The organism is Yersinia massiliensis CCUG 53443 (assembly GCF_000312485.1).
GTDB lineage: Bacteria > Pseudomonadota > Gammaproteobacteria > Enterobacterales > Enterobacteriaceae > Yersinia > Yersinia massiliensis.
Window position 1 is genome coordinate 548806 of sequence record NZ_HE997643.1, and the last position, 25298, is coordinate 574103.

Consider the following 25298-nt stretch of genomic DNA (forward strand, 5'->3'; position numbering starts at 1 on the left):
GCTGATGTGGGGGCTGGCTGACGGCTGGACGGTGTCCGGTGGTACCCAGCTTGCCGATCGTTATAGTGCATTCAATCTCGGGATGGCTAAAGATCTGGGCATTGCCGGTGCCGTGTCGCTGGACATCACCCAAGCCCGAGCCACCCTGCCGGATGACAGCTCGCATCAGGGGCAGTCACTGCGCTTCCTTTATAACAAGGCCCTAAATGAGTGGGGCACCAACCTGCAACTGCTCGGTTACCGTTATTCCACCAGCGGCTATTACAGTCTGGCTGACACCACTTGGAGCCGGATGAATGGCTACAGCGTGGCAACAGATGACGGTATTGTCCAGCTCACGCCGAAGCTCACCGATTACTACAATCTGGCCTACAACAAGCGTGGTCGGTTGCAGATAACGCTAACTCAGCAGGTTGGGGACAATGCGACTTTTTATCTGACCGGCAGTCACCAGACTTATTGGGGGGTTGGTAAGGCAGATGAACAACTTCAGGCCGGTTACAGCGGCACGCTGGAGGATATCACTTACACCCTCAGCTACAGCCTGACCAAAAATGCCTGGCAGGAGGGACGCGACAATATGTTGGCCTTCAACGTCAGCATCCCGTTCAGCCATTGGCTGCGTTCCGACAACAAGTCCGCTTTCAATCGCTCCACCGTCAGTTACAGCATGTCTGACGATCTGAGCGGCAGGATGACCAATCAGGCTGGGCTATATGGCACGTTACTGGAGGATAACAACCTGAGTTACAACGTGCAGGCCGGTTACGCCGGCGGCGGAATGGGCACTTCAGGCGAGACGGGGAATACATCGCTGTCTTATCGCGGGGCTTCTGGCAATGCCAACATTGGGTACAGCCGCAGTAGTGGTACCAGCCAACTGTTTTACGGACTGAGCGGCGGCGTGCTGGCGCATGAGAATGGTATCACCCTGAGTCAACCGCTGAACGACACCCTGATCTTGGTCAAAGCGCCGGGGGCAGGCAACGTTTCGGTGGAAAATCAGAGCGGGATCTATACCGACTGGCGGGGATATGCCGTGCTGCCGTTTGCCATGGATTACCGAGAAAATCGCGTGGCACTGAACCCCAATACGCTGGCAAACAACGTCGAGTTGGACGAGGCGGTAATCAATGTGGTGCCGAATCACGGCGCCGTGGTGTTGGCCGACTTTAAAACCCGTGTTGGTTTGAAGGTACTAATGACGCTGACCTATAACGGACAACCCTTGCCGTTCGGATCGGTGGTGTCTTTCGATGATGGCCGTTCTGGCAGCATTGTGGCCGACGGTGGGCAGGTGTATCTGACCGGTTTGCCGCCAAGTGGTGAAGTGAAAGCCAAATGGGGTGAGGGGGCTGGTGAGCAGTGCGTGGTGAGTTACCAACTGCCGCCGGAAAGTCAACATCGGGCACTTAGCTATCTAACGGCAGCATGCCGATGACGTGATGCGGGAGAGGCAAGTAATGAGAACAAAAGTTTATATCCTGTGTCTGCTGGCGCTGTTTAGCACCAAAGTAACGCAGGCCGCGGACAGCACCATCTCCATTAGCGGCTACGTTAAGGACAATGCCTGCTCTGTTGCACCGGGCTCACAAAGTTTTGTGGTGGATCTGTTGAGTAATGCGGCCAAGCAGTTGCATCGGGTAGGGGCAACAACGCCGATGATACCGTTCAGCATTGTGCTCGATAATTGCTCGGCGATCGCGGTGAAAACGGGTTTCACCGGTGGAGCAGACAGCGACAACCTCAGCCTGCTGAAAATCGACAGTGGTGCCGGTGCGGCGGCCGGCATGGGTATACAGATCCTCGATAACAACGGCAATGCCATTGCTCTCAATGAGACATCGAGCGGGCTGAACTGGTCAAGCATAACCGCTGGACAGTCCAATACGCTGTATTTCTATGCGCGTTTGATGGCGACCGGTACACCGGTGACTGCTGGTCAGGTCAGCGCTACGGCAAACTTTACCCTGGAATTTCAGTAACCGGAGAAAGGGCTATGAACATAAACAAACTGGGGTCGCTCGCTGGGTGGTTACTGATGCTCGTTGGTGGGTTACTGATAACAGTACTCCCTCTGGCACAAGCAGCAGATGTCACCATCACTATCAATGGCAAGGTGGTGGCCAAACCTTGCACGGTATCCACCGTATCTACCACGGTAGAACTGGATGATTTGTATACTTTCAACCTGCTAGCGGTGAATGCGACTTCGCCATGGCATTCGGTGACGTTGAGTCTCACCAACTGCCCGGAAGGGACCACAAAGGTCACCGCGGCCTTTTCTGGCACGGCCGATAGCACCAACAGTTATTACGCCAATCAGGGCGAGGCCCGCAACATTGCGCTGCAACTGGTCGATAGCGACGGTGTGAATCTGCCCAACGGCAGTACCAAAGTCGTGGCGGTGAATAATGCCTCATTGTCCGCCAACCTAGTGTTGCAGGTGAGGGCCATCACACCCAGCGGTAATGCGACACAGGGTTCGATTCAATCCCTGATCAACGTGACTTACACCTATTCCTGATGATGAAGGACATATGAAAGACTTAATCCGCGTATTTTTGAAATATCTTGGTGTAGCTGCGATCATGATTGGCTATTCATCCAATACCCATGCATTTGCTTGCCAAACAGCGACAGGGACGACCATTCCTATTGGCGGCGGCAGCGCCAATGTGTATGTGGATTTGGAGCCACAGATCGGGGTGGGCCAAAACTTGGTGGTTGATTTGTCCCGTAGGATCTTCTGTCATAATGATTATCCAGACTCCATGATAGACTACGTTTCTCTGCAAGCGGGTTCAGCCTATGGTGGCGTACTGGCGAACTTTATGGGGAGTTTTATTTATGACGGTACGCCTTACGCATTCCCGACCACGGCTGAAACCCCCCGGGTGATTTATAATTCCAGAACCCCAAAGTCCTGGCCTGCGGTACTTAATCTTACACCGATGGGCACGGCTGGTGGCGTGGCGGTAGAGAACGGCTCGTTAATTGCTGTGTTAAATATGCATCAGACCAATAATCAAAATGCGGACTCGTTCGCGTATATTTGGAATATCTACGCCAACAATAGTGTGGTGATCCCCACCGGCGGCTGTGACGTCTCTTCCCGCGACGTCAACGTGAGTCTGCCAGAATATCCGGGAACCGTGTCGATACCGTTGACGATACGTTGTGCCCAGAACCAAAACTTGGCCTATTACCTGACAGGGCAAACCACGGATCTCGCAAACACGATTTTTGCCAATACCGCCTCTACACCTGTCGCTCAAGGGGTGGGTATTCAGATTGCCAACCGCAATGGCGTGATTGCCACTAATCAGAACATCTCGCTGGGTGTCGTTGGCACCTCGTCAACCAGTTTAGGGTTGACCGCCAATTATGCACGAACCACCGGCCAAGTCGTGGCCGGTAACGTCAAGTCAGTGGTTGGCGTCACTTTTTTGTATCCGTGAATATGCTTGTTAACGTGACATCAAGCCTTGTAGTGATGTGATGGACGGATTGTGTCGCACTAAGTGGTGTTTGAGTAAACAGGAAACGAACAGGTGTTCAGCGGCTGATTAAGCCAGGTACATATAGGGAATAGTGATATGAGCAAGACATCACAAGCGTATACCATTCGAAAATCAAACATGTTAAATGCATTGGCAAGATTGTGCTCAGCACGGATGAGTTCATTCGAGGGGGCGCGCTTGCCGCCGCCGGAATTGTGGCCTAAAACACGGGAAATGGCTGACCAGTGCGATGAGAATATCTATACGACGCGGACCTTATTGTTGACTCTGGTGAAAGAAGGAAAGGTCTACATTTCATCTCGCCCTATTAACAATTCTCTTCGCTGGTTTATTTGTACCGAAAGAATATCTCGTAAGCCCCAGTAGGGATATAAAACTGTGGCCCATAGATGGGTTGCTTAATACCCCCACTCAATTCGTCTACCCAAAACAACTTCACCCAATACTACCAAATGCAGGAATCGAGTCCTGCATTTGGATGGCTAATAAGCAATGGGATCTGATAAGCATGAGAACTCTAGGCTAAATCAAAATTAGCATAATAATGACCCGCTGATTTAGTCACCATAATTTTAGGATTCTTCTTTACTTTCTCAGCAATAGATTCGGCTAGTTCACCAACGTCAGATGTGGATTTGGTGTCACTTTTATAACTGTATTCGGCGCTTGGAAGTAATTTCTTTACACCAGACTCCGTAATGATCACCGTGCGTGAGAAGCCTTTGATTTCCATTTTTTTATGTAGGTCGTCGTAGTCGGCATCTTCTGAATCACGTAGCTCAACCCTAACAGTAAATTTCGCCATTTTTTAAATCCCTATATTAATTATGGAATAATCAACATAGCAATTTCCTTCGACTGTGGAAAGAAGGGAAGTCATGGCTGTTCAGTCATCTCTGCCGAAAGCGCAATCTCACCTTATTACCGGCACCTTGAGTATTTATTCCTTTTTGATGGACAAATTCTGAGCTTTGAATCAGGCAGTATTTGGCCTTGATGGTGAGCATGTTGGCATAGTTTGATAGGGGCGTTAAGTGAACCAGGGGTCCAAGCAATGAAATCTAACTTTAAAAACGAAATACAGACATTCGGACGCTCCCTATTATTGCCTATTGCCGTTTTAGCACCAGTAGGGATGTTAATGGGGATTTGTAGCGCGCTAGGTCAGGCGTATATGATAGACAAGCTACCTTTTCTGGGAAATGCGTATTGCAAGGCGATATTGTCTTCTGTGGGTTTAATCAGCAGCGTCGTGTTCCAAAACATTCCGTTGCTATTTGCCATGGGGGTTGCCTATGGCATGTCGAAGAAAGAGAAGGGCATTGCCGTTTTCTCATCAGTCATCGCTTATTTGACGCTGTTGATTTCAATGCATGTGCATTTGAAATTAATGGATCAATTAGTGACGGAGAATATGGCCTTTGTCGGGCAGGGAATGGTTCTCGGTATCCAAACACTCAAAATAGAGGCGTTGGGAGGGATCATTGCCGGTTTGCTTGCCGCCAAGGTCACGGACCGGTTTTACCGACTGCAACTGCCGTTGGCATTTGCGTTCTTTAGCGGAAAAAAATCGGTCGCTATCTTGTCCATTGCCTTCACTATTCCGGTCGGGTTGATCATCCCGTTTGTATGGGACGTCTTTACCTATGGGATGAGAAGCATTTCGACCGTCATGATGGCGCCGAACATTGGTGCTGGGATTTACATGACTTTAAACCGTTTATTGATTCCATTCGGTTTACATCATGTGTTGAGTTCGACAGTCCGCTTTACCGAAGCCGGCGGCACTTATCTGATTGATGGGCAAACCTACGTTGGCATTCTGCCGGCCATGAATAAAATCCTGTTTGAACTGGGACCAAATCATCCGGCCTGGAATGAGTTTATGCCGACACTGTCCAGTTATTTGGCATCATCACAAATGTTGACCACGTTATTTCGTGTTCCGGCTATTGGTTTGGCGATGTATCACATGGCCTATATTAAGAACAAGAAGTTTGCCAAGGGGATGATCCTAACAGTCGTCTTGACGGCATTCCTCGGCAATATTACTGAGCCGTTGGAGTTCTCTTTCCTGTTTATTGCACCTAGGCTATTCATCATCTATGCCATATTGTGCGGCCTGTTAACGATTCCACTGCAAATACTTGAAGTCTCGATTGGTTATATTCGTGGCACGATATTCGACTTCGGTATCTTCGGATTAATGTACGAAAATACCCATTGGGTGAACCTTATCATTCTGGGTGCGATCAACTTCGTCGTGTTCTATTTTGTCTTCCGCTACGCCATTGGAAAATTCGATATTAAAACGCCAGGTCGCGAAAATGAAATGGCCGATAGTGCTCTATTAAATAACAAAGAGTATGACAAGGTGGCGCAATTGGTTGTGGAAGGTTTGGGTGGCAAGAATAATATCAAACGAGTGGAAAACTGTGTGTCACGGCTGCGTATTGATCTCAGTGATCAGAAATTGGTGAACATGGAATTACTGAAAGAGTCTGGGTCACTGGGGACGTTTATTCCATCCAGCAACCATATTCACGTCGTATTTGGACCGCACGTCGAGTTTGTCCGCAATGCGGTAGACGATCAACTTGCTGGCATTACACAGCGTTAAGAGGGTACAGCATGCGCGCATTATATGATTCAAAAAGTAAGACCATCGACCATCAAGGAATGAAAGACCTGTTCACACATGAGGCCAGAGTACAGTCATGGCTTGATGTCGAAGGTGCTCTGGCGATGGCGCAAGCCAAGGTCGGTATGATCCCAACGGCTGCGGCGGAAAATATCGCAGCTAACTGCCGGCTTGAGCGCATTGATCTTGCCGAAGTTGATCGGCTGTTGCGCCAGATTGGTCACGGTTTTGTTCCGGTTATCAAGGTGTTGGTGAAAGCCTGTGATGCACAAAGCGGTAAGTATGTGCATTACGGTGTGACCACCCAGAACATTCAACAGACGGCCCATCTGCTGATCGTGAAGAAATTCCACCAAAAGCTGATGAAATTCGTGGATGACACGCTGGTCAATCTAGCGCATCTGGCGAAAGAACATAAAGACACGCTGATGGCGGGTCGCACGCACGGTAAGCACGCGTTACCCATTACCTACGGCTATAAAGTCTCTGTGTGGATCTATGAACTGCTGGCGGCGGTCGAACGTATGCAGGAAGCCGAAAAACGCGTGTTTACTGTCATGATGGGCGGTGCCGTAGGCGCTTTTCATGCGACAGGAGAACCGGGCAGAAGGGTACAGGATTTGGTTGCCGAAGAACTCGGTATGCATTCGATGTTGGTTCCGTCGCGTAATGCCAGGGTATTTCGTGCCGAGTACATCACCAATCTGTGTCTGCTGGCGACGACCTTGCATAAAATCGCTGAGGAGGTTTATCAGACCTCAAGTGAGGAATTTGGTGAAGTGTCAGAGGCATTCACTAAAGGCACCGTAGGCAGCAGTACCATGCCGCAGAAGGTCAATCCCAAACTCGCGAAAGGCATTATTGCGAACGCGCAAAAGCTGTATTCGGTCCTGACAGCGACACTGTATGTTTGCCCGCGGCCTTTTGAAGCCGACAGCTCCGCTTACTTCATTTTTGATGCTAGCCTGCAAGAAAGTATTGAACTGATGGCGGAAATTATCCTGCGCGCCGAGGAGCTAACGCGGACGCTGGTGATTAACCCTGAGCGGATGCATGACAATGTCATGCTGACACATGGGTTGATTAACAGTGAGAAAATCATGATGAAACTGATCGATAAATTGGGCAAAGACCCCGCTCATGAACTGGTTTATAGCATGGCGATGCGCAGTACACATGAGCATCTCGAATACAGCGAAGTACTGAGCAATGATCCAATGATGGCTGATAATTTCACGGCTGATGAGATAGCCGAGCTGCTCGATCCCCGCACTTATACCGGACTGTGTGCCGTCATCGCCGCTGAATTGGCTGATCGGGTACTGAGAGGCAGAAATGAATAACCTCCGCTCTGGCGTCATTAAGTCCAACAGGATCGTATTCCCTGATGGGGTCAAGGCCGGTTATTTGTTGGTGCAAGAAGGGAAAATCAGCGGATTTGAAACCCATTTTTCCGGCGAGCATATCGACTTTAGCGACAAGATTATTATGCCCGGCTTTGTCGATATTCATGTGCACGGCTGGGGGCGGGGCTCTTTCGCTTATAAGGGAAATAAAGCGGCGCTTAAATGGATGAGTCATGATCTGGTGAAGGTCGGGGTGACGTCATATTTGCCGACGTCTGGGACGATGCCGAATACATTTCTGGAAGCTTCGCTGGTAGAGGCCGCAGATTATATCGCCACGGCCACCCCCGCCGAGGGGGCGGAGGCGATTGGCATCCATATGGAAGGGCCTTACATCAGCGAAAAACATCTTGGTATGCAGCGAGCCGATTCGCTACAGCCTCCCAGTATTGGTGGATTTGACCACTTCAATAGGTTGGCTGGCCAGAATATCCGCCTGATGACGTTGGCACCAGAACTAGAGGGAGCGCTAGAGCTGATTCGTCACCTACGCGCGAAGGGAATTACCGCGTCGGCAGGGCATACTGATGCCACTTTTGCTGAGGTGACGGCGGCGGTTGAAGCTGGATTAAGCCATTTCACTCACGCTTACAGTGGGATGCGTGGTTTTCATCATCGTGAGCTCGGTGTGGTTGGGGCGCTGATGTACCATCAGGATACTTACGCGGAAGTGGCAAAACAGAGTGGTATCACCATCAAGCCTGAAGCCTTTGATCTGCTTTATCGCCTTAAACGCGACCGAAGAATGGTTTTGATGAGTGATTGCATGGGTTATGTCGACTTCCCTGAGGGCTATGAGTTTTACCATTATCTGCGCAAAGAGACATTCCGCATCAAGCAAGGGCAGTTGGAGATTGCCGCGGATAGTGGTGAAACACAGTATGTTTGTCCCTGCGACTATTCATCAGTGAAGCAACTTGAGATGAACTTCTTGGATTCGGTAAAGAGCATCTTCGATCGTCTGGATAATGGCTGGATATCGGTGGCCAAAATCGCTTGTGAAAACCCGTCGATTCTGGCGGGGGCGCAGGACAGGAAAGGCTCTCTATGCTCGGGGAAGGATGCTGATATTCTGGTGTTGGATGATGATTTCAATTTGATCGATGTCTATTGTCGCGGGCTGCGCCAGGTACAACTTCGCGAAGTGTAGTTCCACGCAACAGAACGGTTCACATCCGTTCTGTTGCCAACAACCCTGTGTTTCGTTTTAAATAAAAAAGTCAGGATACTTCTGCCCCAACAAGGTTTGCAGTTGCTGATGATCCAACCCCTCTATATCTTGAAGAAATTCCTCGGTAGGGATTTTCTTTTTCGCCCGTGAAAGTCCATGTTTGCCAAGCAGCGAGATGTCATCACGGCTCAAATAGAAATTCACTTTAATGTAATCCAACTGATAGTACTTCAGGTAGCTGGATATTTTATTGGTGAAGGTAATGAGCAAATCAAAAGGCGTCTGTTCCAACGTGTGCAACTCGTTAATATTGACACAGCAAAGGATCTCAATATGGAAGTGCGATTTCAAAACCTCTTTGAAATAGCCGACCTTACTTTCCGAAGAATTGGTCACAATAATAATGCGTTTCTTATATTCGCTGTGAACCCGATTCTGCAATTCATATTTCTTTAGGATTAAGACGAGTGTTGACAGATGCACCGTCGAAAATGTGGTCTGATAATAGTGCGCAACGGCTGAGGTGGCCTGAAACACTGCCTGATATAACAGGGCATGCCGAGTCTGGACCTCATGCAGTTTTTTGTCGTCGAAGTATAAATTGAACTTGCTTTGTACGATGGTGGAATAGATGAACTGATAAACCTCAGCAAAGAACGGCGATGCGTTGTGTATTTCAGCGCGTAATAGCGGGGAAATGTACTCACAAAAATGCCTGACCAGTATGACTAGCTTAGGGTCATAGACATCAAATGGACGCCAAGTGTAGGTCAATGAGGAGATCAGAAGATCAAGAAAGCGATTTTCATGTTCATTGTCCAGCAGTGCGAAATCGAGCGACTGAATAAAGTTGAGATTATGGCTGTGGGTAATCTCGTGCCCACGCCGCCGACGTTGCAGGGCAATACTCATGTACACCAGAAAATATTTCTTGCTGTTGTAACCTAGCGTGATCTTGTTGCTTAGTCGTTGCTGATAAATCTCGGCGGCAGTGCGGATCTCCGATTGGCACTCGCTCAGAAACTGCGTCGCAATCGATTTATTGATTGGTTCGTTAGCTTTGTGTGGCACCAGCAGATGACCTTCACCAATTTCTACGGTTTTGAGAATAGTCAGGCAGATAGCGATACGTAGGTGAATTTCGTCACCCTCTAGCCGCGACCCTTGTTTGTGAATAGTGGTAATAGCGAGATGGTTGCTCTGCAGAAATGCCAATAGCGGCTGATTATCATTTTTGAGGGTGGTGGGGCTAACATTGAACTTCCGATAGTATTCGCTTTTATTCACCACATCCCGCAGGGACAATGCCACGCAGAGATCCTTAATGCGTTCCTCCCCAGTGGTTATGTAGCGGTTAAAAGGAATATGCTCTAGGAAATCGATATATTCTCGATAAGTAATGGCCGTAATGATCGACGCCCCCTCGATATGAAGGTGGTAGGCGGGCTTAAGAAATTCGTTAATTTCTTTCATTGCTCGCTTTAGTGTCGACGTGGTTTTGCCGAATTTGGTCGTAATATCTTTGATTAATACAGGGCTGTGCTCCTGAATATATTTTAAGAATGACAGGTCAAAGCTGTTCATTGTTGCATCTCAACATCGAATCTTACTTCAAAGCCATTTGCGGATATCTGAGAGTACCGAAATTAACAGGTTCTGTCTGTGAACTCGGTCGGCAGGAAAAATGAACCATCGACAAAAAATCGGCCTTAACACTGGGTTAGAACACGACACGTACGCAGGCGGGGATTTGAATCGCACAGGGTTTATGCGTGCTCTTGGTCGTCAATCCCGTATTAGTCGTACCTCCGAACAGCCCAAAGAATGAGGCTGCGCTGAAAATATCGATGTATGAAAAAGCGCACTCCGTTTATCACCGTGGGTTATTTGCTATAGAGTGTGTGGTCATATTATTAATCGTGGTATTAGATGACTGCTTTGAATATCTACCCTACTGATATGTAGGTATTCACTTTATAGGAGGAGGCCACAAATGGAGTTGATTTCGTCATGTTTAAGAATATTCTGGTGAGAGTATATTCTCAACTCGTAATTATCTGAGCGCAATCTAATAATGGATCAGCCCATTGAGGGAGTATTTGGCATCAATAGATTACGATTTGCTATGGAAACCCTGCATGCAGCAGCGTTTTATTTCATCATGTCTTAAGCTATGATGTTGGCTTTAATTATAAAAGTTATCATTGCAAGCGAAAGATAAATCGGTAAATTTATATGTATTTTTTTATACTATACATTGGTGATTAGATTGTTCTGTATTATGGTGGTCGAATTTACTTGTTGTTTTTCCTTTGATATAATAATATTGAAAAAATTTATTATATTGTGAGAGTGCCGTAATGATGGATTTCTTTGCTTTAGATTATGATTCTTTATCCAAAAGAAAATCGAGTGAGTTATTTTCCCTAAGAAAAAAAACATTTAAAGATCGCCTTAACTGGAGAGTAGATTGTGAAGAAAATATGGAATTCGATGGCTATGATAATAAAAACACCACCTACATCTTAGGTGCATATAATGATGCTGTTATCTGCAGTTTAAGGTTTATAGAAACAAAATTTCCTAATATGATAATCGATACTTTTAGACCTTATTTTAAAAACTTAAGTTTACCGGAAGGGAACTATGTTGAAGCTAGTCGGTTGTTTATTGATAAAGAGAGGGTAAAATCGCTTTGTCTTCAACAACATCCTATCAGCTTGATTCTTTTTTTATCGATGATCAATTATGCAAAAAAAATGAGTTATCAAGGTATTTATGCGATTGTTAGCCATCCCATGCTGATTATTTTCCAGCGTTCTGGCTGGCAGATTTCTGTTGTTGAAACGGGGCTTTCAGAGAAAAACCAAAATATTTATCTAATTTATATGCCTGTGGATGAATATAACCAGCAGATCTTAATCAACCGCATCAATGAAACCCCGTTCATCTTGAATGGAAATTTAAATGCTTGGCCATTATCATTCAGTAGTAGGGAAAACCGGTCTGATAAGGTTCAATTCGATCCCGAGCCTTATGGCGTGCTTGGCATTGGTAACACCTAGTTTTTTGACCGCATTACCAATATGATATTTTACTGTGGTGAGCTTAATGCCTAAAATAAGGGCAATTTCCTGATAGGATTTTCCCATGCTCGCCCAGTAAAGTATTTCATTTTCACGTTCGGAGAATAACTCTTTGGGGGCTGTTTTCTCTAGATTACTTGCGGCACTAAACTCTTGGTAAAGTGTTAGCAATTTCTCGTGCGTTGTTAATAATAACATTTGAAGATCGTTTTTTTTGTCTGCGATTAACGCTTCTATATCATCATCACAAGTGTCATCAATTATCATAGACAGAACAACAAGGTTATGATGGTGGTCGTGAAGGACAAAGGTATATCCACTAATGACGTTATAATTTTTTGCCATATCAAAAATTTTCGGCATTTTTAACCCTGAGCTGATCATTAAATTCTCATCCCAAGGGAAGGGGGTAACACGGTACGATGCTGTAATAAGGACAGGGTCTATGAATTGATAATTATTTTTAGTGTAAAACTCAAACCATTCAGTTCTATTCGATATAATTGCAAAGTTTGTGGGGTTTTTTTTGTTCATTATTGCATAGGCATATTTGATGTTGTTAAAGGGTTTTAGGTTTTTCTCCAAATAGCTTTTTATGGACGCATTAATATAAGTATTGCTAAAAAATGAACTTGACACCCGTCATCTCCTTGAACGAAATCCATTATAGTTTCAATAGTATAACATAAGATTGATACTGTATGAATCTCTCTTCTGACGTCGAGCTGGAATTCATAATATTAGAATGAGGAAGTTATACTAATTGCTTTCGAGCTATAATGCATGAATATGTCATACAAGTGTTAGTCTCTGTCAAGCAGAGAGGAAGAATAGCCAAATTTGAATATATCTGCTTTAGCATAATCAATATTGAGTTTGATGAGTGTGTCAGCGCGCCTTGCTATTCCTTTCTTCGGGCGAGCATCATCGACCAAATGATAATTAGCTCGTATTATTTATTAAATAACAATGGGATAAGTTGCTAGGATTTATGAGTATGCAAAAAGTCTCATTCGACTTTCACCGAATGAGACTAAAAATTGACAGGTTATTAACTATTAGTAATAATGCTTAAAAACTTCCTTGGTGTTGGCCAAATTGGCTTCTGAACCTTTAAGTGGGATCAGTTTTTACGGGTAAAACATTTCGTTCTTGTGCGTAAACAATAAGGTGTTTTGTTAATGAATGCTAGATGGATTAAAGTACAGTCAAGCACTGTACTTTAATCGATAAACACCTTCAGATCGTACTTTTTCATGCTTCATTAGGTGCGTCAATTCGGCGTGTTCACCAAGTTTTCAGGTTCTGTTGGCCATCCTCCGTCAGCTCCGTATCGCCACATATTCTTTTGACCTATGTTGTAGTAGGGAAAGAGGATTCATTATTTTTCTGATAGATATGGCATGCCCGCATACAAAAGCATGGCGTTACTCGGTCAGGATACAAATCATGAAAGCGGCCAAAACCATTTCAGTTCTATACCACCGCGAATCCCGATTCCCATCAGCAGATGAGTACCACTGCATTGATGTGGACTTTTGATCAACTGTTCTACAACGAGGCCGTATATTAAAGATAATTGAACAATGGATACTCAGATTTCCATTGTTGTCGGTACTAAAATGACCGATGTTGTTCCCCACAACAGACACATAGTGCTTGCCAAGGCCATGGCCAAGATTGACAATTTTTGTGGCAGGTATGACTCGCTCCCATAGCGACGCAAGAGAATGTCGGTGCTGCAATATGTCGGTACAGCAATAGTAAATGAAAGGATAGCAGGGCCATATTTTATATATCTTAGGAATATTAATACTAAGATTCTATTTTTTATTGGGCATTCTCAATCCAATATATCATTATATTAAAATTAATCATGGCATCAAACTACAAGTAGCCTTTATTGATGTATGATTGATGGTATATCGGGATAATAGAATGATAGAGTGAGATTGCTATTTAAATTAATAGAATTCTGAAGTGATAAAGAGAGTATTACTGTTTTTTTAGACTTACCTGAAATAGCCTAAATAGCTACCATTGGTGTCTTAGCAGGGCGTCATGTTAGTACGCTATCAGTCAAAATTTCTAATGGCATTTCTTGTTTTAGCTATGAATCAATGCCTCAGTACGACAAACAATGCCTCAGTACCACAAAAAATGCCTCAGTGACTTTCAACGTTGATTCAAACTCATAGCGATAGTTGCGTAGCGTCGAAGCAATGCTGCTTCTCACATTCTCAATTCAATAATCATCTTTTGTATCTTTCGCTGCTGAATGGATCACCCACCACGAGAAAAGAGCAATAACCGCCAAAAACGCGACAATAATCAACAATACTATCAATGTCTTATACCTATCTATCTCATGTCGATAATCTTCATTGTGATTCTTATGACAAATAAAACAGTATCAAATGAATCATTTTTGATGACCGCCCGATAGCAATTATCGATCTCAGGAGAAGAGTATAGAGATGTTTTTCAAGAAAATACAAAATTGCACGACATTCAGATAAATCCATCGACTACCTATAAAGAGGTATATCATTGACTTTTATGCAAAAATGTTTCGCTACAGCGTTTTATTTGAGCTACTTCATAAAAGTGAATACCCACACAAAAATTGTTTGATCTAAAACAAGCATTCTCACTACTACAAATCTTTTATGGCAAAACCTCCTTAATATCGCCTTAACCCAATGGGTGTTATCAGTCTGAGGCTCTCGCTTGGCTGAGCATTTCTCCTCCTATTACGGGTTTAAAAATAAAAATAACTATCTGGTGCGGACACTGACAGCGTCCGGGATGGAAAAATACACTGGAGTAAATATTGTGAGCAAATTGATTAGACAGATGTCGGTAGGGATATTGGCTCTTTTGGCGATAGGGTGGGCATTTTCTCTGGCGGCAGCACCGACGCCACCGATTGAGGCCCGCAACGATAAATTCGCTGAGCAGCATATTGATCAGTTCACTTCTTGGCTAAAAACCAAAGAGAGTGGACCCCGTGAAGATGCCTTAGCAGAAGACCCAAACTTGGTCATCCTTTGGGCGGGTTATCCCTTCGCGAAAGATTATAACAAGCCTCGTGGACACTATTATGCTGTCACTGATGTGCGGGAAACGTTGCGTACAGCTGCACCGAAAACCGCCGAGGATGGCCCTTTACCCATGGCATGTTGGAGTTGTAAAAGCCCGGATGTCGCTCGCTTAATCAATGAACAGGGCGAAGAAGGTTACTTCAAAGGAACATGGGCCAGAGGCGGGCCGGAAGTGGTCAATCAGTTAGGTTGCGCGGACTGCCATGATACCGCGTCAGCCGATTTTGCGGCGGGCAAACCTGCATTGGTGTTATCTCGCCCTTATGCAGAGCGCGCGTTGCAATCTATCAATAAGCCTTTCGATCATGCCAGCCGTCTAGACCAACAATCCATGGTTTGCAGTCAGTGCCATGTTGAATATCACTTCGCGGGTAAAGACAAAGCGGTGAAATTCCCTTGGGACAAAGGCACCGACGTGGAATCAATGGAGAAATATTATGATGAAATCGCATTCTCTGATTGGATTCATCCGCTTTCTAAAACCCCAATGTTAAAAGCACAGCATCCTGAGTATGAAACTTGGCGCGCTGGTATTCACGGCAAAAATAATGTCAGTTGTATCGATTGCCATATGCCGAAAATTCAAAACGCGGCGGGCAAAGTCTATACCGATCACCAAATTCGTAATCCTTTCGAGAGTTTCGAAACCACTTGCGTTAATTGCCATACCCAAGACAAAAAAACGTTGCAGGACATCGTCGCTGAACGTAAAGCCAGCATTCAGGAAATGAAACTGAATGTCGAAAAACAACTGGTCCATGCGCATTACGAAGCCAAAGCAGCTTGGGATGCCGGCGCGACTGAAGAAGAAATGAAGCCTATCTTGCAAGATATCCGTCATGCGCAGTGGCGTTGGGACTATGCCATCGCTTCCCACGGCATTCATATGCATGCCCCTGATGTTGGTTTGAAAGTGCTGGGTGGTGCGTTGAATAAAGCCGCCGATGCGCGTACCAAACTGACGCGCCTGCTCGCAACGAAAGGCATTAGCCACGAGATCCCGTTGCCGGATATTTCGACCAAACTCAATGCGCAAAAAGCGTTGGGAATGGATATGGATAAGCTGAATCGCGAGAAACAGGAGTTTCTGCAACAAGTGGTGCCAGCCTGGGATGATCAGGCCCGAAAAGCAGGCCGTTTGAGCCAGTAAGCGGCGTTCCGGTGAACGACTTTCACCGGATCTCTTCTAGGGACAACTGGCTCCATACGGGGCCATAGCAAAGGTGGAATCACTATGCGCGTTTTACGTTCATTCTGTTCAGCAGCGCTGCTGGCAGTGTTGACCTTGTGCACGCTGCCCAGCCACGCCACAACACAGACCGCACCACCGCAAGCGGCGGATTCGCGTCATGTTGTGACGCCGCAGCGCGATCCAGATGCGGCTTGCACCCAGTGCCACAAAGAGCAAAAAGATGAGTTACACGGCAAGCATGCGGGAGCCATTAATCCGAATACGCAATTGGCCGTCACTTGTACCAACTGTCATGGTAAAGCCTCACTTCTACACAGAAACGGTGTTAAAGATGTGATGCGTTTTAATAGCGATATGCTGAATGCCGATAAAGCGATGTTCAGCGTATCGCAACAAAACAGTGTCTGCATGAGTTGTCATCAGCCGGAGAAATTACGAGAGGCATTTTGGCCCCATGATGTGCATATGCTGAAGCTGTCTTGTGTCAGTTGCCATCAGTTGCACCCAAAAACAGATCCGATGCAGGGTTTGGATGACAAAGGTCGGGTCAAGATCTGCGTGGATTGCCATCGTCGCCAGCAGGAGCTGATACCGAAGGAAACACCATGAAAACCAATCGTCGTCACTTTATCGTCAGTATGGGGGCGCTGATTTTTATGACCGGTTCGATCGGGCGTTCATTGGCGCTGAGCGGCACTATTGAAGGTGTGCGTTACGGTATGTTGCATGATGAGACACGCTGTATCGGTTGTACTGCGTGTATGGATGCTTGCCGCGAAGTCAATCACGTCCCTACGGGCGTCTCGCGGCTCAATATCATTCGCAGCCAGCCTATTGGTGAGTTTCCTGCGGTGAAATATCAGTTCTACCGCCACTCTTGTCAGCATTGCGATAAAGCCCCTTGCGTGGATGTTTGCCCGACGGGCGCATCCTATCGTGATAAGGCAACGGGCATCGTCGATGTTGATCCTGATCTCTGCGTCGGCTGCCAGTATTGCATCGCAGCGTGTCCCTATCGGGTGCGCTTTATTCACCCCGTGACGAAAACGGCGGATAAATGCGACTTTTGCCGAAAGACCAATCTTAAACAAGGAAAACAGCCTGCCTGTGTGCTGTCTTGCCCTACCAAGGCATTGGTTTTTGGCAATCTGGATGATCCTAACAGTGAACTGGTGAAACTGTTGCATCAGCGGACGATCTATCGTGCCAAGCTACATCTGGGAACACAGCCGAAGCTGTACCGTGTGCCTTTTCAGTATGGGGAGATTACCGGATGAGTCCTAAACCGAATACGCCGTTCCACTTCGAGTCTTTAGTCTGGGATTGGCCGATTGCGATTTATCTGTTTTTAATCGGCGTCTCTGCTGGGATGGTGGTGGTGAGTTTATTGGTTAAACGGCGGGTGTTGGGGGATGAAGCCGCTCAGAGTGGGTTGCTTAAATCTACCGCCATCATTGCGCCACTGGCCGTTATCTTCGGCTTGTTTATCTTGATCTTGCACCTCACTCGGCCATGGACTTTCTGGAAACTGATGTTTTTCTACAGCACCAGCTCGGTGATGTCGTTGGGCGTGATGCTGTTTCAGGTCTATATGGTGGTTTTGCTGGTCTGGTTGGCGGTGATATTCCGCCACTGGTTAGCGGCATTGATCCAGCCTTATGCCAAATTGAACTGGGTGAGCACTGTACTCAACAAAATCGCACCATTTGAGCGCAAACTTGAACCTTTTATGCTGTTTCTGGCGGTAGCGCTGGGGGCTTATACCGGTTTTCTGCTATCGGCATTAAAGAGCTATCCCTTGCTGAATAATCCTGTCTTACCGGTGTTATTCCTGTTCTCTGGCGTCTCTTCAGGGATAGCGGCGATGGTATTGTGTGCGGTGACATTTTTTAAAGAGCCGATAGACAGTCCTGCACTGGCATTTGTCCATCGACTGGAAAAACCGGTGGTCTGGCTGGAACTATTTCTGTTGTTGGCATTCTTTACCGGGCTATGGTTTGGTGGCGGCCAGAAAGAAGTTTCGGTGGCTGTCGCGCTTGGGGGCGGCTTCTGGGCGGCCATGTTTTGGTTCTGGGTGATTGGCTGCGGCATGGTGCTGCCGATGGCACTAAACCAATATTGCAGCCATCGCATACGCCACCGAGTATCATTCTTGATCACCGTATCCGGCTTCAGTTTGTTCGGCGTATTCGTTCTACGTTTCTTCATTCTTTATGCCGGACAGATGACGGTGGCGTGATGAGTGGGCTGAAATGATCGGTGAATTAGGGCTGTTGTCATTGCTGGCTGCGGCGTCATTGGCGCTTTTGCTCAGTTGTGTGCCTTTTATTGCTGTGCTTGGGCGGCGGTTGCCCTTGTTGTATTGGTTACCGTCGTTCAGTTATGGCGTGACGTTATTCTTGGCATTGGCGATATTTTTACTTGGCTGGTGCTTTGTTACTGATGATTTTTCACTTCTGTATGTTGCGCAGCATGCGAACAGCCAATTGCCGTTGTTTTACAAGATTGCGGCGATATGGGGCGGGCATGAAGGTTCTATGCTGTTCCTGCTTTTTGCGTTGAGCTTGTGGAGCGCCGCGTTAACCTGTTTTCGCCACCATCTTCCGCTGCGCTTTTTTGCCCGAGCGCAGGGTGTTATGGGTGGATTACTCGTTATCTTGAGTCTATTTATCCTTTTCTTCTCGAATCCGTTTGAGCGCTTATTCCCCACGTTGGCGGAGGGGCGTGATTTGAACCCAATGCTGCAAGATCTCGCGCTAATATTTCATCCTCCCTTGCTGTATTTGGGGTATAGCGGTTTTGCCATCAGTTTTGCGTTCGCAATCGCAGCATTGCTCGAGGGGCAAACAGGGAAAAGTATGGCGCGCTATAGTCGCCCATGGGTATTGGCAGCTTGGTGTTTACTGACCATGGGGATCTTATTGGGTGCTTGGTGGGCGTACAGTGAACTGGGTTGGGGCGGCTGGTGGTTTTGGGACCCCGTGGAAAATGCGTCCTTGTTGCCTTGGCTGACGGCCACCGCACTATTACATGTATTGGCGATCAGCCAGCGGCGCGGTTTATATCATCATTGGGGCATTTTGTTGGGGCTGGTGACATTCCAACTTTGCCTGCTCGGCACCTTTATCGTGCGCTCTGGGGTGTTGACTTCGGTACACGCTTTTGCCGTCGATACCGCTCGAGGTGAGGCGCTGCTGGCACTGTTTGGTATCGTCACGTTGGCCTCGTTAACCCTGTTTGCGCTGCGAGTGAAGGGGAACCATCGCGCGGCTAATTTTAGCGTGTTCTCACTGGAAGCGTTACTACTAGCGGCGTTAGTTTTGTTCACTGTGGCAACGGTCACGGTCCTCCTTGGCACGTTATATCCACTGATATTTAGCATATTAGGTTTGGGCTCGTTGTCTGTCGGCGCACCTTATTTTAATCAGACGTTAACCCCCGTTGTCCTCCTACTGCTTTTGCTGATGGGCATCATGCCCTTCGCCCGATGGCAACAAAGCCCTAAAGCTGCACTTTGGCGGCTTGCGATACCGGCCTTGCTCGCGATTATCGGTGCGTTGCTCAGTTCGGGATTGGGGGCATCATCCTGGCAAGTCGGCATGATACCGGGTGTCGCACTGGCGCTTTGGGCCTTACTGGCCCCGCTATTTGCACCAACAATACAATATCGTTCTTGGCTGTTACATGGTGGTGTCGCCGTCAGTTTATTGGGCATGTTGTTTGCGTCGTATCACTCAGTGGAGCAGGGCAGTCGCATGTCCCCCGGTGAGCAAATTACGTTGGCAGGTTACCAATTTACCTATCGCCAAACTGAACGGCAGGTTGGCCCAAATTACACCAGCGAACGGGCACATATTCTGGTCAGCCGACAGGGGCAACCGATCACCTTGCTATTACCAGAACGACGGCGTTATACCGTGCGTGAAACCTTGATGATTGAACCTGCCATCGCCAGTGGTCCGCTGGCTGATTTCTATGCGGTTTTGGGGGATAACTTGGGATCAGGAGAATACAGCGTACGTCTGTATCATAAGCCGCTGGTGAGTTGGATCTGGGGGGGCGCATTAATGATGGTCTTGGGTGGCGCATTAGCACTTTGGCACCGATTAAAGCAGAGTGATGATGGCATAGGGGAGGAAGGATGAAACAGCGCTGGCCTTGGTTGATTGTCCCCTTACTGGCTTTATTATTAGGCATCGTGCTTTACGGTGGTTTAAAACGCGATCCGCATCGCATCGAGTTAGCAGCGAATGAATTGCCTTTTCCTGACTTTTCGCTCACACAATTGCAGCGACCTGAACAGCGCATGACGCGAGATCAACTGCTCGGTAAAGTCACGGTGATCAATGTGTGGGCCAGTTGGTGTGCTAGCTGTAAACAAGAAATGTCTGCATTGGGTGAGATAGCTCGCCAGCATCCGAACGTACAGTTTTATGGATTGAACTACCGAGATGAACGTCAGGCGGCATTGAATACGCTCCAACGCTACGGCAATCCTTTCCAAAAAAGTGTGTATGACCCTCAAGGCACTTTAGCACTGGCGATGGGGGTTTATGGTACGCCTGAAACTTGGCTAATCGATGCTGCTGGGGTGATTCGTCAACGCTATGCCGGTGAGATGACCCCTGCGATATGGCAGCAACAATTTATGCCGTTGTTGGTGAAATCGACGAAAGTGGGGGGATCATGAGAATAATAGTGTTGATGTTATCCCTGTTCTTCTGCGCATGGGCGTCAGCCGATCTGGTGGATACCTATACCTTTAGTTCACCTCAGCATCAGCAGCAAGCATTGGCACTGGCAAAAGAGCTGCGTTGCCCACAATGTCAAAATCAGAATTTGCTGGAGTCAACATCCCCCATTGCGCAGGACTTACGTTTAGAGGTCTACCGTTTGGTCGATGCAGGGCACAGCTCGTCAGAAATCATGACATTGATGACGCAACGCTATGGTGACTTTGTACGCTATCAACCCCCTTTACGCGGAACAACGCTCGTGCTTTGGTATGGACCAGGTGTGTTGCTGGTGGGATTACTGGTGGGGTTAGTGTGGCGAATACGCACCCGATCCTCTTCAACAATAAAAGGTCCACGTTAATGGTGTTGGCTATTGGGTTGGCATTCATGTTGTTGCTGATTCTGGCTGGAATTGGTTGGCCTTGGTTTGCCCAATATGGCCGTATCAGTTGGCGTTGGCCTGTGGGTTTCACACTGGTGGTATTAAGCCTAATGCTGTTGGGATATCAACATCTGGGCCGCTTTACCTTGCTACAACAGGAAGTGCTAAGGCAACAAGAAGCGATGCGCTTAAATAATATGCTGGATAAGCAAAGTGACGACCCGACCTTATACCGGTTACAACAGCGTATTCGACAGTCACCGGATAACGGGGGGGGTTGGCTAAGTTTGGCTCAACATTATTTGTATCGAAATGAGTTTGACGATGCGCTATTTGCCTTACAGCAGGCAGAACGACTACAGGGTGCAAATGCGGTTCTGGACGCTGCTCGGGCGACCGTACTGTATTACCAAGCGGATAAAAAGATGACCAAAGAGGTGGCTTATTGGTTACAACAGTCGTTGGCAAAAGAGCCACTGCAATACACCGCGCTTATGCTACAAGCCTCTGATCAATTTACCCATGGGCGCTACGTGGAAGCCATCGCCATCTGGCAGCAGTTACTGGACAGTGATAATCCTGACGTCGATCGTGCGGTGATTATTCAAGCGCTGGCATTAGCGCGGATGATGCAACACGCCTCCTAGCCTCTTCCCACCTCGAATTTTAGGTAAAAAAAACCCTTACCAATCTCATTTGGTAAGGGATGCCAATTCGGCCAACACCAGGGAAACATTATAACCGTTGATTTATCATACGATTAATTTCGGTTAGGGACATGACTTAAGTCAAGTTTACCAAGATTACATAAATAAGTTTAATGTTTATATGCGTAAAAAGAATATTTATCAATGGTAATTAGAGAATATCGCTCGATTGCGTTTACTGACTGTTTGATTTATGTGCAATATTTGGCGATGTAACCTGTCACATATCATGTGCTGGCATTAACTTTCGCAAAGAAAACGCAGCATTTTGCAGAGGCAGATTGAAGAAGGGTGACAGACATAATCGGAAGTTGAATGATGGGGATTAACGATTACGGCCATCTAAATGTAAGGGCATCTAGATGGCTGGGGTAAAGCGGTACTAATGGACTGAGAAAGTCCCCTGGTATTGGCGAAATTTTATTCTTTGCAGACTAACTTTCTTCGCATTTGTGCGCTAAGATATTAGTTCATTATATTAAAAGCTAATTTTTTAAAGCAAAAACAGTCTAATTAACATGGGGCTATAATAATAGCTATCCTTAGGTCTAGTTTTAAAAACTAACCTTTAGTCTAGGTTTTCAGTATTTTATTAGGCGGTTTCTGCTCATTTGAGGAATATCTGTAAGACTAGTTATACTCTGAATTGTATTGAAAACAATGTAATAAAATTGTATTGTTGCAGGATGTATAAGGGTGAAATTGGTTTGTTATGATAATTGATTATTTTGACAATGAAAGTATTAATGAAGACATTAAAAACTATATTCAAAGAAGAATAAAAACCTATGGTGACCTTCGTTATTCGTATCTTGTCATGAATAAGAAAACACCCTTGCACCCGGCTATTATTTCTAATTACCCGTTAGATTGGGTGAAGAAGTACAGGCAAAATAGTTACCACCTCATCGATCCCGTCATTTTGACCGCAAAAGATAACGTTGCACCTTTTGCCTGGGATGACAACTCAGTTATCAATAAAAAATCAACTGACTCCGCTGTGTTTAACTTGGCGAGAGAATATAACATTATTAATGGCTATACTTTTGTTCTTCACGATAATAACAATAATATGGCCACATTGAACATCTCGAATGGGAGTGATGACAGCATTTCTTTTGATGAAAGTATTGAAACTCATAAAGAAAAAATTCAAATGTTGCTTATCTTGACGCATGACAAAATGTTGGGCTTGTATCGGCAAGATTTCAATGCAAACAATGAATTACAAAGAAGTGGTAAGCCGAGAGAGATATTTTCTCCTCGAGAAAATGAGATTCTCTACTGGGCCAGTGTTGGCAAGACATACTCCGAGATTGCCATTATTTTAGAAATTAAAAGAAGTACAGTGAAATTTCATATTGGCAATGTGGTCAGAAAACTCGGTGTATTGAATGCCAAGCATGCAATTAGGCTTGGCATTGAATTGAAATTAATTAAACCTATTTGATAATATCAGGTATGGCTAACGGCCAATTATCAAGAATTTCAGGTTGTACGTGATGCTTTTTGCATATTTTAGTGATGAGCTTCTGTTGGCTATCAAGATCGACCCCCAGGCTTAGTAGGTAGATGACCTCATTTTTTTCTGATTCACCTTGGTTTAAAACAGTGATATTCCAGCCTGAACGCTTCAGTAGTATATACATTCCTCGGCTTACTACAGTCAAAATACCTTTATATCCGCGGCTTCTAGCATAGTTAACCATTGCCAGAAATAGGACAGTACTCAGTGAGCTATCATTACCGACCATATCTCGTGCCAATGCCTTTTCAACAAAGAATCGGCTGGATTCAATAAAGCCCTCAATAGGTAAATTAACATCCGTAAAATAAGGAGAGAATGGACCTGTAATCATTGTTGGATGTTTCATTTCAATAAATCTGACACTACAAACAATCGTGTCTTCTACTGTACCTAATATATAATGAGTATTCTCATCATCATATTGATCACTTTCTCTACCATCAATACAAGTCACTTTCCAATCTAAGCGATCTTTGAACGTTATTCTCCGCAGTGTGAAAACTTCGTCCAACTTTCTTTCGGGCATACTGCTAAATTTTACGTTAAATAGTTTTAACATAATGAAAACCAAAGTTATTTATTTATAGTACGCATCGTACACGATCTATGTCTATCAGTGCAAACATTGAACGAGTAGGGCCACTGTATGAATATCCAATGAAGAAAAGATGTGCAGTATGATTATTTTGTGAATGAAGAGCGACGGAACAATCTATTTTTTGACTCGCATGTTCAATAAGTGCGAAAGGAGTGATTATCGAGATGTTTTTAAGAGAAAAGTGACGTGAGGCGAGACTTTTTGATAGAGAATAGTTATAACGAAACATTATTTCATTTTTCTTGTTCGAAAAGGATGTTCACGTGGACCGCAGTTCTCCGCTTTTTACCAATAAAAAATTTGTATTCCTCGTGGCGACCTTCTGTTGCCTCCTTTGGGGGAGTGCGTACCCTGCGATAAAAAATGGTTATGCGCTATTCCATATCGCCCCTGATGATATTCCGAGCAAAATGGTGTTTGCCGGCTATCGCTTTCTTTTAGCTGGACTGGTACTGCTGATAGTGGCGATGGTCAGTGGTAAGGCGATTGGCCGCCTCAAAAAGGGCCAATATAAGCAAATAGCGCTTCTAGGGCTGACTCAAACAACGCTGCAATATGTCTTTTTCTATATTGGTCTTGCATACACCACTGGGGTTAAAGGCTCCATTATGAATGCGACAGGGACATTCTTCAGTGTGCTATTGGCGCATTATATTTATCAAAATGATCGGCTAACCTTCAATAAAGTGATCGGATGCATATTGGGTTTTGCGGGTGTCATGGTGGTGAACTTTGGCTCAGATTTAATGGATTTTAATTTTTCACTGATGGGGGAAGGCTTTGTCGTGCTAGCGGCATTTATTCTTTCAGCAGCCAGTATTTATGGAAAACGTATTTCGCAAACCATGGATACCACAGTAATGACCGGTTATCAGTTAGCGATTGGCGGATTGGTGTTAACGGTTGGGGGGTATCTCTTTGGCGGACATTTAAATGATGTCGATTGGCGAGCCTTATTGCTATTGGCTTATTTGGTCCTGCTATCCTCTGCGGCGTTTGCGTTGTGGAGCTTGTTACTGAAATATAATCGGGTAGGGATGGTCGCGCCGTTCAATTTTCTCATCCCAGTATCGGGTGCCGTGCTTTCTGCGATATTCCTAAACGAAAGCATTTTAGAATGGAAAAATGCCGTTGCATTGATACTCGTCTGTGTGGGGATCGTGCTGGTTAATCGAATTAAGCCAAACCGCGTTTAGTCACGTGCGTCATTGTCGTCGGGTACT

At 46.0% G+C, this 25298-nt stretch carries 22 protein-coding genes; 18 read left to right on the plus strand and 4 right to left on the minus strand.

The window, feature by feature from the left end; all coding sequences use genetic code 11:
* From BN68_RS02435 to BN68_RS02450, 4 genes are all read left to right on the plus strand, one after another.
* Positions 1 to 1441 (plus strand): fimbria/pilus outer membrane usher protein (locus tag BN68_RS02435; RefSeq protein WP_155965372.1); only part of this gene is annotated, 1441 nt, incomplete at its 5' end.
* Positions 1442 to 1463: 22 nt separating this feature from the next.
* A complete protein-coding gene (gene fimF / locus BN68_RS02440; protein WP_019209555.1) occupies positions 1464 to 1985 on the plus strand; it encodes a type 1 fimbrial adaptor subunit FimF in 522 nt (173 codons plus the stop codon).
* A gap of 14 nt (positions 1986 to 1999) precedes the next feature.
* On the plus strand, positions 2000 to 2527 hold the full coding sequence (fimG, locus tag BN68_RS02445; RefSeq protein ID WP_019209556.1) for a type 1 fimbrial minor subunit FimG: 528 nt from the start codon (positions 2000 to 2002) through the stop codon (positions 2525 to 2527).
* Positions 2528 to 2540: 13 nt separating this feature from the next.
* Positions 2541 to 3461, plus strand: coding sequence for a fimbrial protein (locus BN68_RS02450; RefSeq protein WP_019209557.1), 921 nt, complete (start codon positions 2541 to 2543; stop codon positions 3459 to 3461).
* 580 nt (positions 3462 to 4041) lie between these two features.
* Here BN68_RS02450 and BN68_RS02455 read toward each other — a convergent pair.
* Complete coding sequence (locus BN68_RS02455) at positions 4042 to 4329, minus strand: type V toxin-antitoxin system endoribonuclease antitoxin GhoS (protein ID WP_019209559.1); 288 nt, start codon at positions 4327 to 4329, stop codon at positions 4042 to 4044.
* Between the two features lie 249 nt (positions 4330 to 4578).
* Here BN68_RS02455 and BN68_RS02460 point away from each other — a divergent pair, with 249 nt between their 5' ends.
* Genes BN68_RS02460 through BN68_RS02470 form a run of 3 tightly spaced genes read left to right on the plus strand, consistent with a single transcriptional unit; the run spans position 4579 to position 8721 of the window.
* Positions 4579 to 6144 carry a PTS transporter subunit EIIC gene (locus BN68_RS02460; protein WP_019209560.1) on the plus strand — a complete coding sequence of 522 codons (1566 nt, stop codon included), beginning with the start codon at positions 4579 to 4581 and terminating at the stop codon, positions 6142 to 6144.
* Positions 6145 to 6155: 11 nt separating this feature from the next.
* Positions 6156 to 7508, plus strand: a complete 1353-nt coding sequence (locus BN68_RS02465; RefSeq protein WP_019209561.1) for a class-II fumarase/aspartase family protein — start codon at positions 6156 to 6158, stop codon at positions 7506 to 7508.
* Entirely contained in the window at positions 7501 to 8721 is a 1221-nt protein-coding gene (locus BN68_RS02470) for an N-acetylglucosamine-6-phosphate deacetylase (protein ID WP_019209562.1), read from the plus strand. The genes BN68_RS02465 and BN68_RS02470 overlap by 8 nt, the downstream gene beginning before the upstream one ends.
* Before the next feature lie 57 nt (positions 8722 to 8778).
* On the opposite strand, the gene BN68_RS02475 is transcribed toward BN68_RS02470, so the two are convergent.
* On the minus strand, positions 8779 to 10326 hold the full coding sequence (locus BN68_RS02475) for a helix-turn-helix domain-containing protein (protein ID WP_019209563.1): 1548 nt from the start codon (positions 10324 to 10326) through the stop codon (positions 8779 to 8781).
* Positions 10327 to 11102: 776 nt separating this feature from the next.
* On the opposite strand from BN68_RS02475, the gene BN68_RS02480 reads away from it, so the two are divergent.
* Positions 11103 to 11807, plus strand: a complete 705-nt coding sequence (locus tag BN68_RS02480) for an acyl-homoserine-lactone synthase (RefSeq protein WP_071822383.1) — start codon at positions 11103 to 11105, stop codon at positions 11805 to 11807.
* Here the strand turns inward: BN68_RS02480 and BN68_RS02485 are convergent.
* Positions 11724 to 12467: a helix-turn-helix transcriptional regulator gene (locus BN68_RS02485; RefSeq protein WP_019209565.1), complete on the minus strand. Its 744-nt coding sequence runs from the start codon at positions 12465 to 12467 to the stop codon at positions 11724 to 11726. The two genes, BN68_RS02480 and BN68_RS02485, sit on opposite strands and share 84 nt — an antisense overlap.
* Positions 12468 to 14684: 2217 nt before the next feature.
* Between BN68_RS02485 and nrfA the strand changes: the two genes are divergently transcribed.
* From nrfA to BN68_RS02530, 9 genes are all read left to right on the plus strand, one after another.
* On the plus strand, positions 14685 to 16082 hold the full coding sequence (gene nrfA / locus BN68_RS02490; RefSeq protein ID WP_019209566.1) for an ammonia-forming nitrite reductase cytochrome c552 subunit: 1398 nt from the start codon (positions 14685 to 14687) through the stop codon (positions 16080 to 16082).
* Positions 16083 to 16166: 84 nt separating this feature from the next.
* The gene (gene nrfB / locus BN68_RS02495) at positions 16167 to 16733 is read left to right on the plus strand and encodes a cytochrome c nitrite reductase pentaheme subunit (RefSeq protein WP_019209567.1); all 567 of its coding nucleotides are present in this window, start codon (positions 16167 to 16169) and stop codon (positions 16731 to 16733) included.
* A complete protein-coding gene (gene nrfC, locus BN68_RS02500) occupies positions 16730 to 17401 on the plus strand; it encodes a cytochrome c nitrite reductase Fe-S protein (RefSeq protein ID WP_019209568.1) in 672 nt (223 codons plus the stop codon). The genes nrfB and nrfC overlap by 4 nt, the downstream gene beginning before the upstream one ends.
* Complete coding sequence (gene nrfD, locus BN68_RS02505) at positions 17398 to 18363, plus strand: cytochrome c nitrite reductase subunit NrfD (RefSeq protein WP_019209569.1); 966 nt, start codon at positions 17398 to 17400, stop codon at positions 18361 to 18363. The genes nrfC and nrfD overlap by 4 nt, the downstream gene beginning before the upstream one ends.
* A 13-nt stretch (positions 18364 to 18376) precedes the next feature.
* On the plus strand, positions 18377 to 20269 hold the full coding sequence (locus BN68_RS02510; RefSeq protein ID WP_019209570.1) for a heme lyase CcmF/NrfE family subunit: 1893 nt from the start codon (positions 18377 to 18379) through the stop codon (positions 20267 to 20269).
* On the plus strand, positions 20266 to 20814 hold the full coding sequence (locus BN68_RS02515) for a DsbE family thiol:disulfide interchange protein (protein ID WP_019209571.1): 549 nt from the start codon (positions 20266 to 20268) through the stop codon (positions 20812 to 20814). The genes BN68_RS02510 and BN68_RS02515 overlap by 4 nt, the downstream gene beginning before the upstream one ends.
* A complete protein-coding gene (nrfF, locus tag BN68_RS02520; protein ID WP_042806374.1) occupies positions 20811 to 21221 on the plus strand; it encodes a heme lyase NrfEFG subunit NrfF in 411 nt (136 codons plus the stop codon). The genes BN68_RS02515 and nrfF overlap by 4 nt, the downstream gene beginning before the upstream one ends.
* Positions 21221 to 21889, plus strand: coding sequence for a TPR domain-containing protein (locus BN68_RS02525; RefSeq protein ID WP_019209573.1), 669 nt, complete (start codon positions 21221 to 21223; stop codon positions 21887 to 21889). Before nrfF ends, BN68_RS02525 begins: the two co-directional genes overlap by 1 nt.
* A 772-nt stretch (positions 21890 to 22661) precedes the next feature.
* Positions 22662 to 23399 (plus strand): helix-turn-helix transcriptional regulator, encoded by a 738-nt coding sequence (locus tag BN68_RS02530; RefSeq protein WP_019209574.1) that lies wholly within the window; start codon positions 22662 to 22664, stop codon positions 23397 to 23399.
* On the opposite strand, the gene BN68_RS02535 is transcribed toward BN68_RS02530, so the two are convergent.
* Entirely contained in the window at positions 23392 to 24036 is a 645-nt protein-coding gene (locus BN68_RS02535; protein WP_019209575.1) for an acyl-homoserine-lactone synthase, read from the minus strand. The two genes, BN68_RS02530 and BN68_RS02535, sit on opposite strands and share 8 nt — an antisense overlap.
* A gap of 302 nt (positions 24037 to 24338) precedes the next feature.
* On the opposite strand from BN68_RS02535, the gene BN68_RS02540 reads away from it, so the two are divergent.
* The gene (locus tag BN68_RS02540; protein ID WP_019209576.1) at positions 24339 to 25271 is read left to right on the plus strand and encodes a DMT family transporter; all 933 of its coding nucleotides are present in this window, start codon (positions 24339 to 24341) and stop codon (positions 25269 to 25271) included.
* The last annotated feature ends 27 nt before the right edge of the window (positions 25272 to 25298 follow it).

Bases quoted from the DNA above. Each gene is read 5' to 3' on its own strand.
- fimF (WP_019209555.1), top strand. From the start codon at position 1,464: ATGAGAACAAAAGTTTATATCCTGTGTCTGCTGGCGCTGTTTAGCACC.
- fimG (WP_019209556.1), top strand. From the start codon at position 2,000: ATGAACATAAACAAACTGGGGTCGCTCGCTGGGTGGTTACTGATGCTC.
- BN68_RS02450 (WP_019209557.1), top strand. From the start codon at position 2,541: ATGAAAGACTTAATCCGCGTATTTTTGAAATATCTTGGTGTAGCTGCG.
- BN68_RS02455 (WP_019209559.1), bottom strand. From the start codon at position 4,329: ATGGCGAAATTTACTGTTAGGGTTGAGCTACGTGATTCAGAAGATGCC.
- BN68_RS02460 (WP_019209560.1), top strand. From the start codon at position 4,579: ATGAAATCTAACTTTAAAAACGAAATACAGACATTCGGACGCTCCCTA.
- BN68_RS02465 (WP_019209561.1), top strand. From the start codon at position 6,156: ATGCGCGCATTATATGATTCAAAAAGTAAGACCATCGACCATCAAGGA.
- BN68_RS02470 (WP_019209562.1), top strand. From the start codon at position 7,501: ATGAATAACCTCCGCTCTGGCGTCATTAAGTCCAACAGGATCGTATTC.
- BN68_RS02475 (WP_019209563.1), bottom strand. From the start codon at position 10,326: ATGAACAGCTTTGACCTGTCATTCTTAAAATATATTCAGGAGCACAGC.
- BN68_RS02480 (WP_071822383.1), top strand. From the start codon at position 11,103: ATGATGGATTTCTTTGCTTTAGATTATGATTCTTTATCCAAAAGAAAA.
- nrfA (WP_019209566.1), top strand. From the start codon at position 14,685: ATGTCGGTAGGGATATTGGCTCTTTTGGCGATAGGGTGGGCATTTTCT.
- nrfB (WP_019209567.1), top strand. From the start codon at position 16,167: ATGCGCGTTTTACGTTCATTCTGTTCAGCAGCGCTGCTGGCAGTGTTG.
- nrfC (WP_019209568.1), top strand. From the start codon at position 16,730: ATGAAAACCAATCGTCGTCACTTTATCGTCAGTATGGGGGCGCTGATT.
- nrfD (WP_019209569.1), top strand. From the start codon at position 17,398: ATGAGTCCTAAACCGAATACGCCGTTCCACTTCGAGTCTTTAGTCTGG.
- BN68_RS02510 (WP_019209570.1), top strand. From the start codon at position 18,377: ATGATCGGTGAATTAGGGCTGTTGTCATTGCTGGCTGCGGCGTCATTG.
- BN68_RS02515 (WP_019209571.1), top strand. From the start codon at position 20,266: ATGAAACAGCGCTGGCCTTGGTTGATTGTCCCCTTACTGGCTTTATTA.
- nrfF (WP_042806374.1), top strand. From the start codon at position 20,811: ATGAGAATAATAGTGTTGATGTTATCCCTGTTCTTCTGCGCATGGGCG.
- BN68_RS02525 (WP_019209573.1), top strand. From the start codon at position 21,221: ATGGTGTTGGCTATTGGGTTGGCATTCATGTTGTTGCTGATTCTGGCT.
- BN68_RS02530 (WP_019209574.1), top strand. From the start codon at position 22,662: ATGATAATTGATTATTTTGACAATGAAAGTATTAATGAAGACATTAAA.
- BN68_RS02535 (WP_019209575.1), bottom strand. From the start codon at position 24,036: ATGTTAAAACTATTTAACGTAAAATTTAGCAGTATGCCCGAAAGAAAG.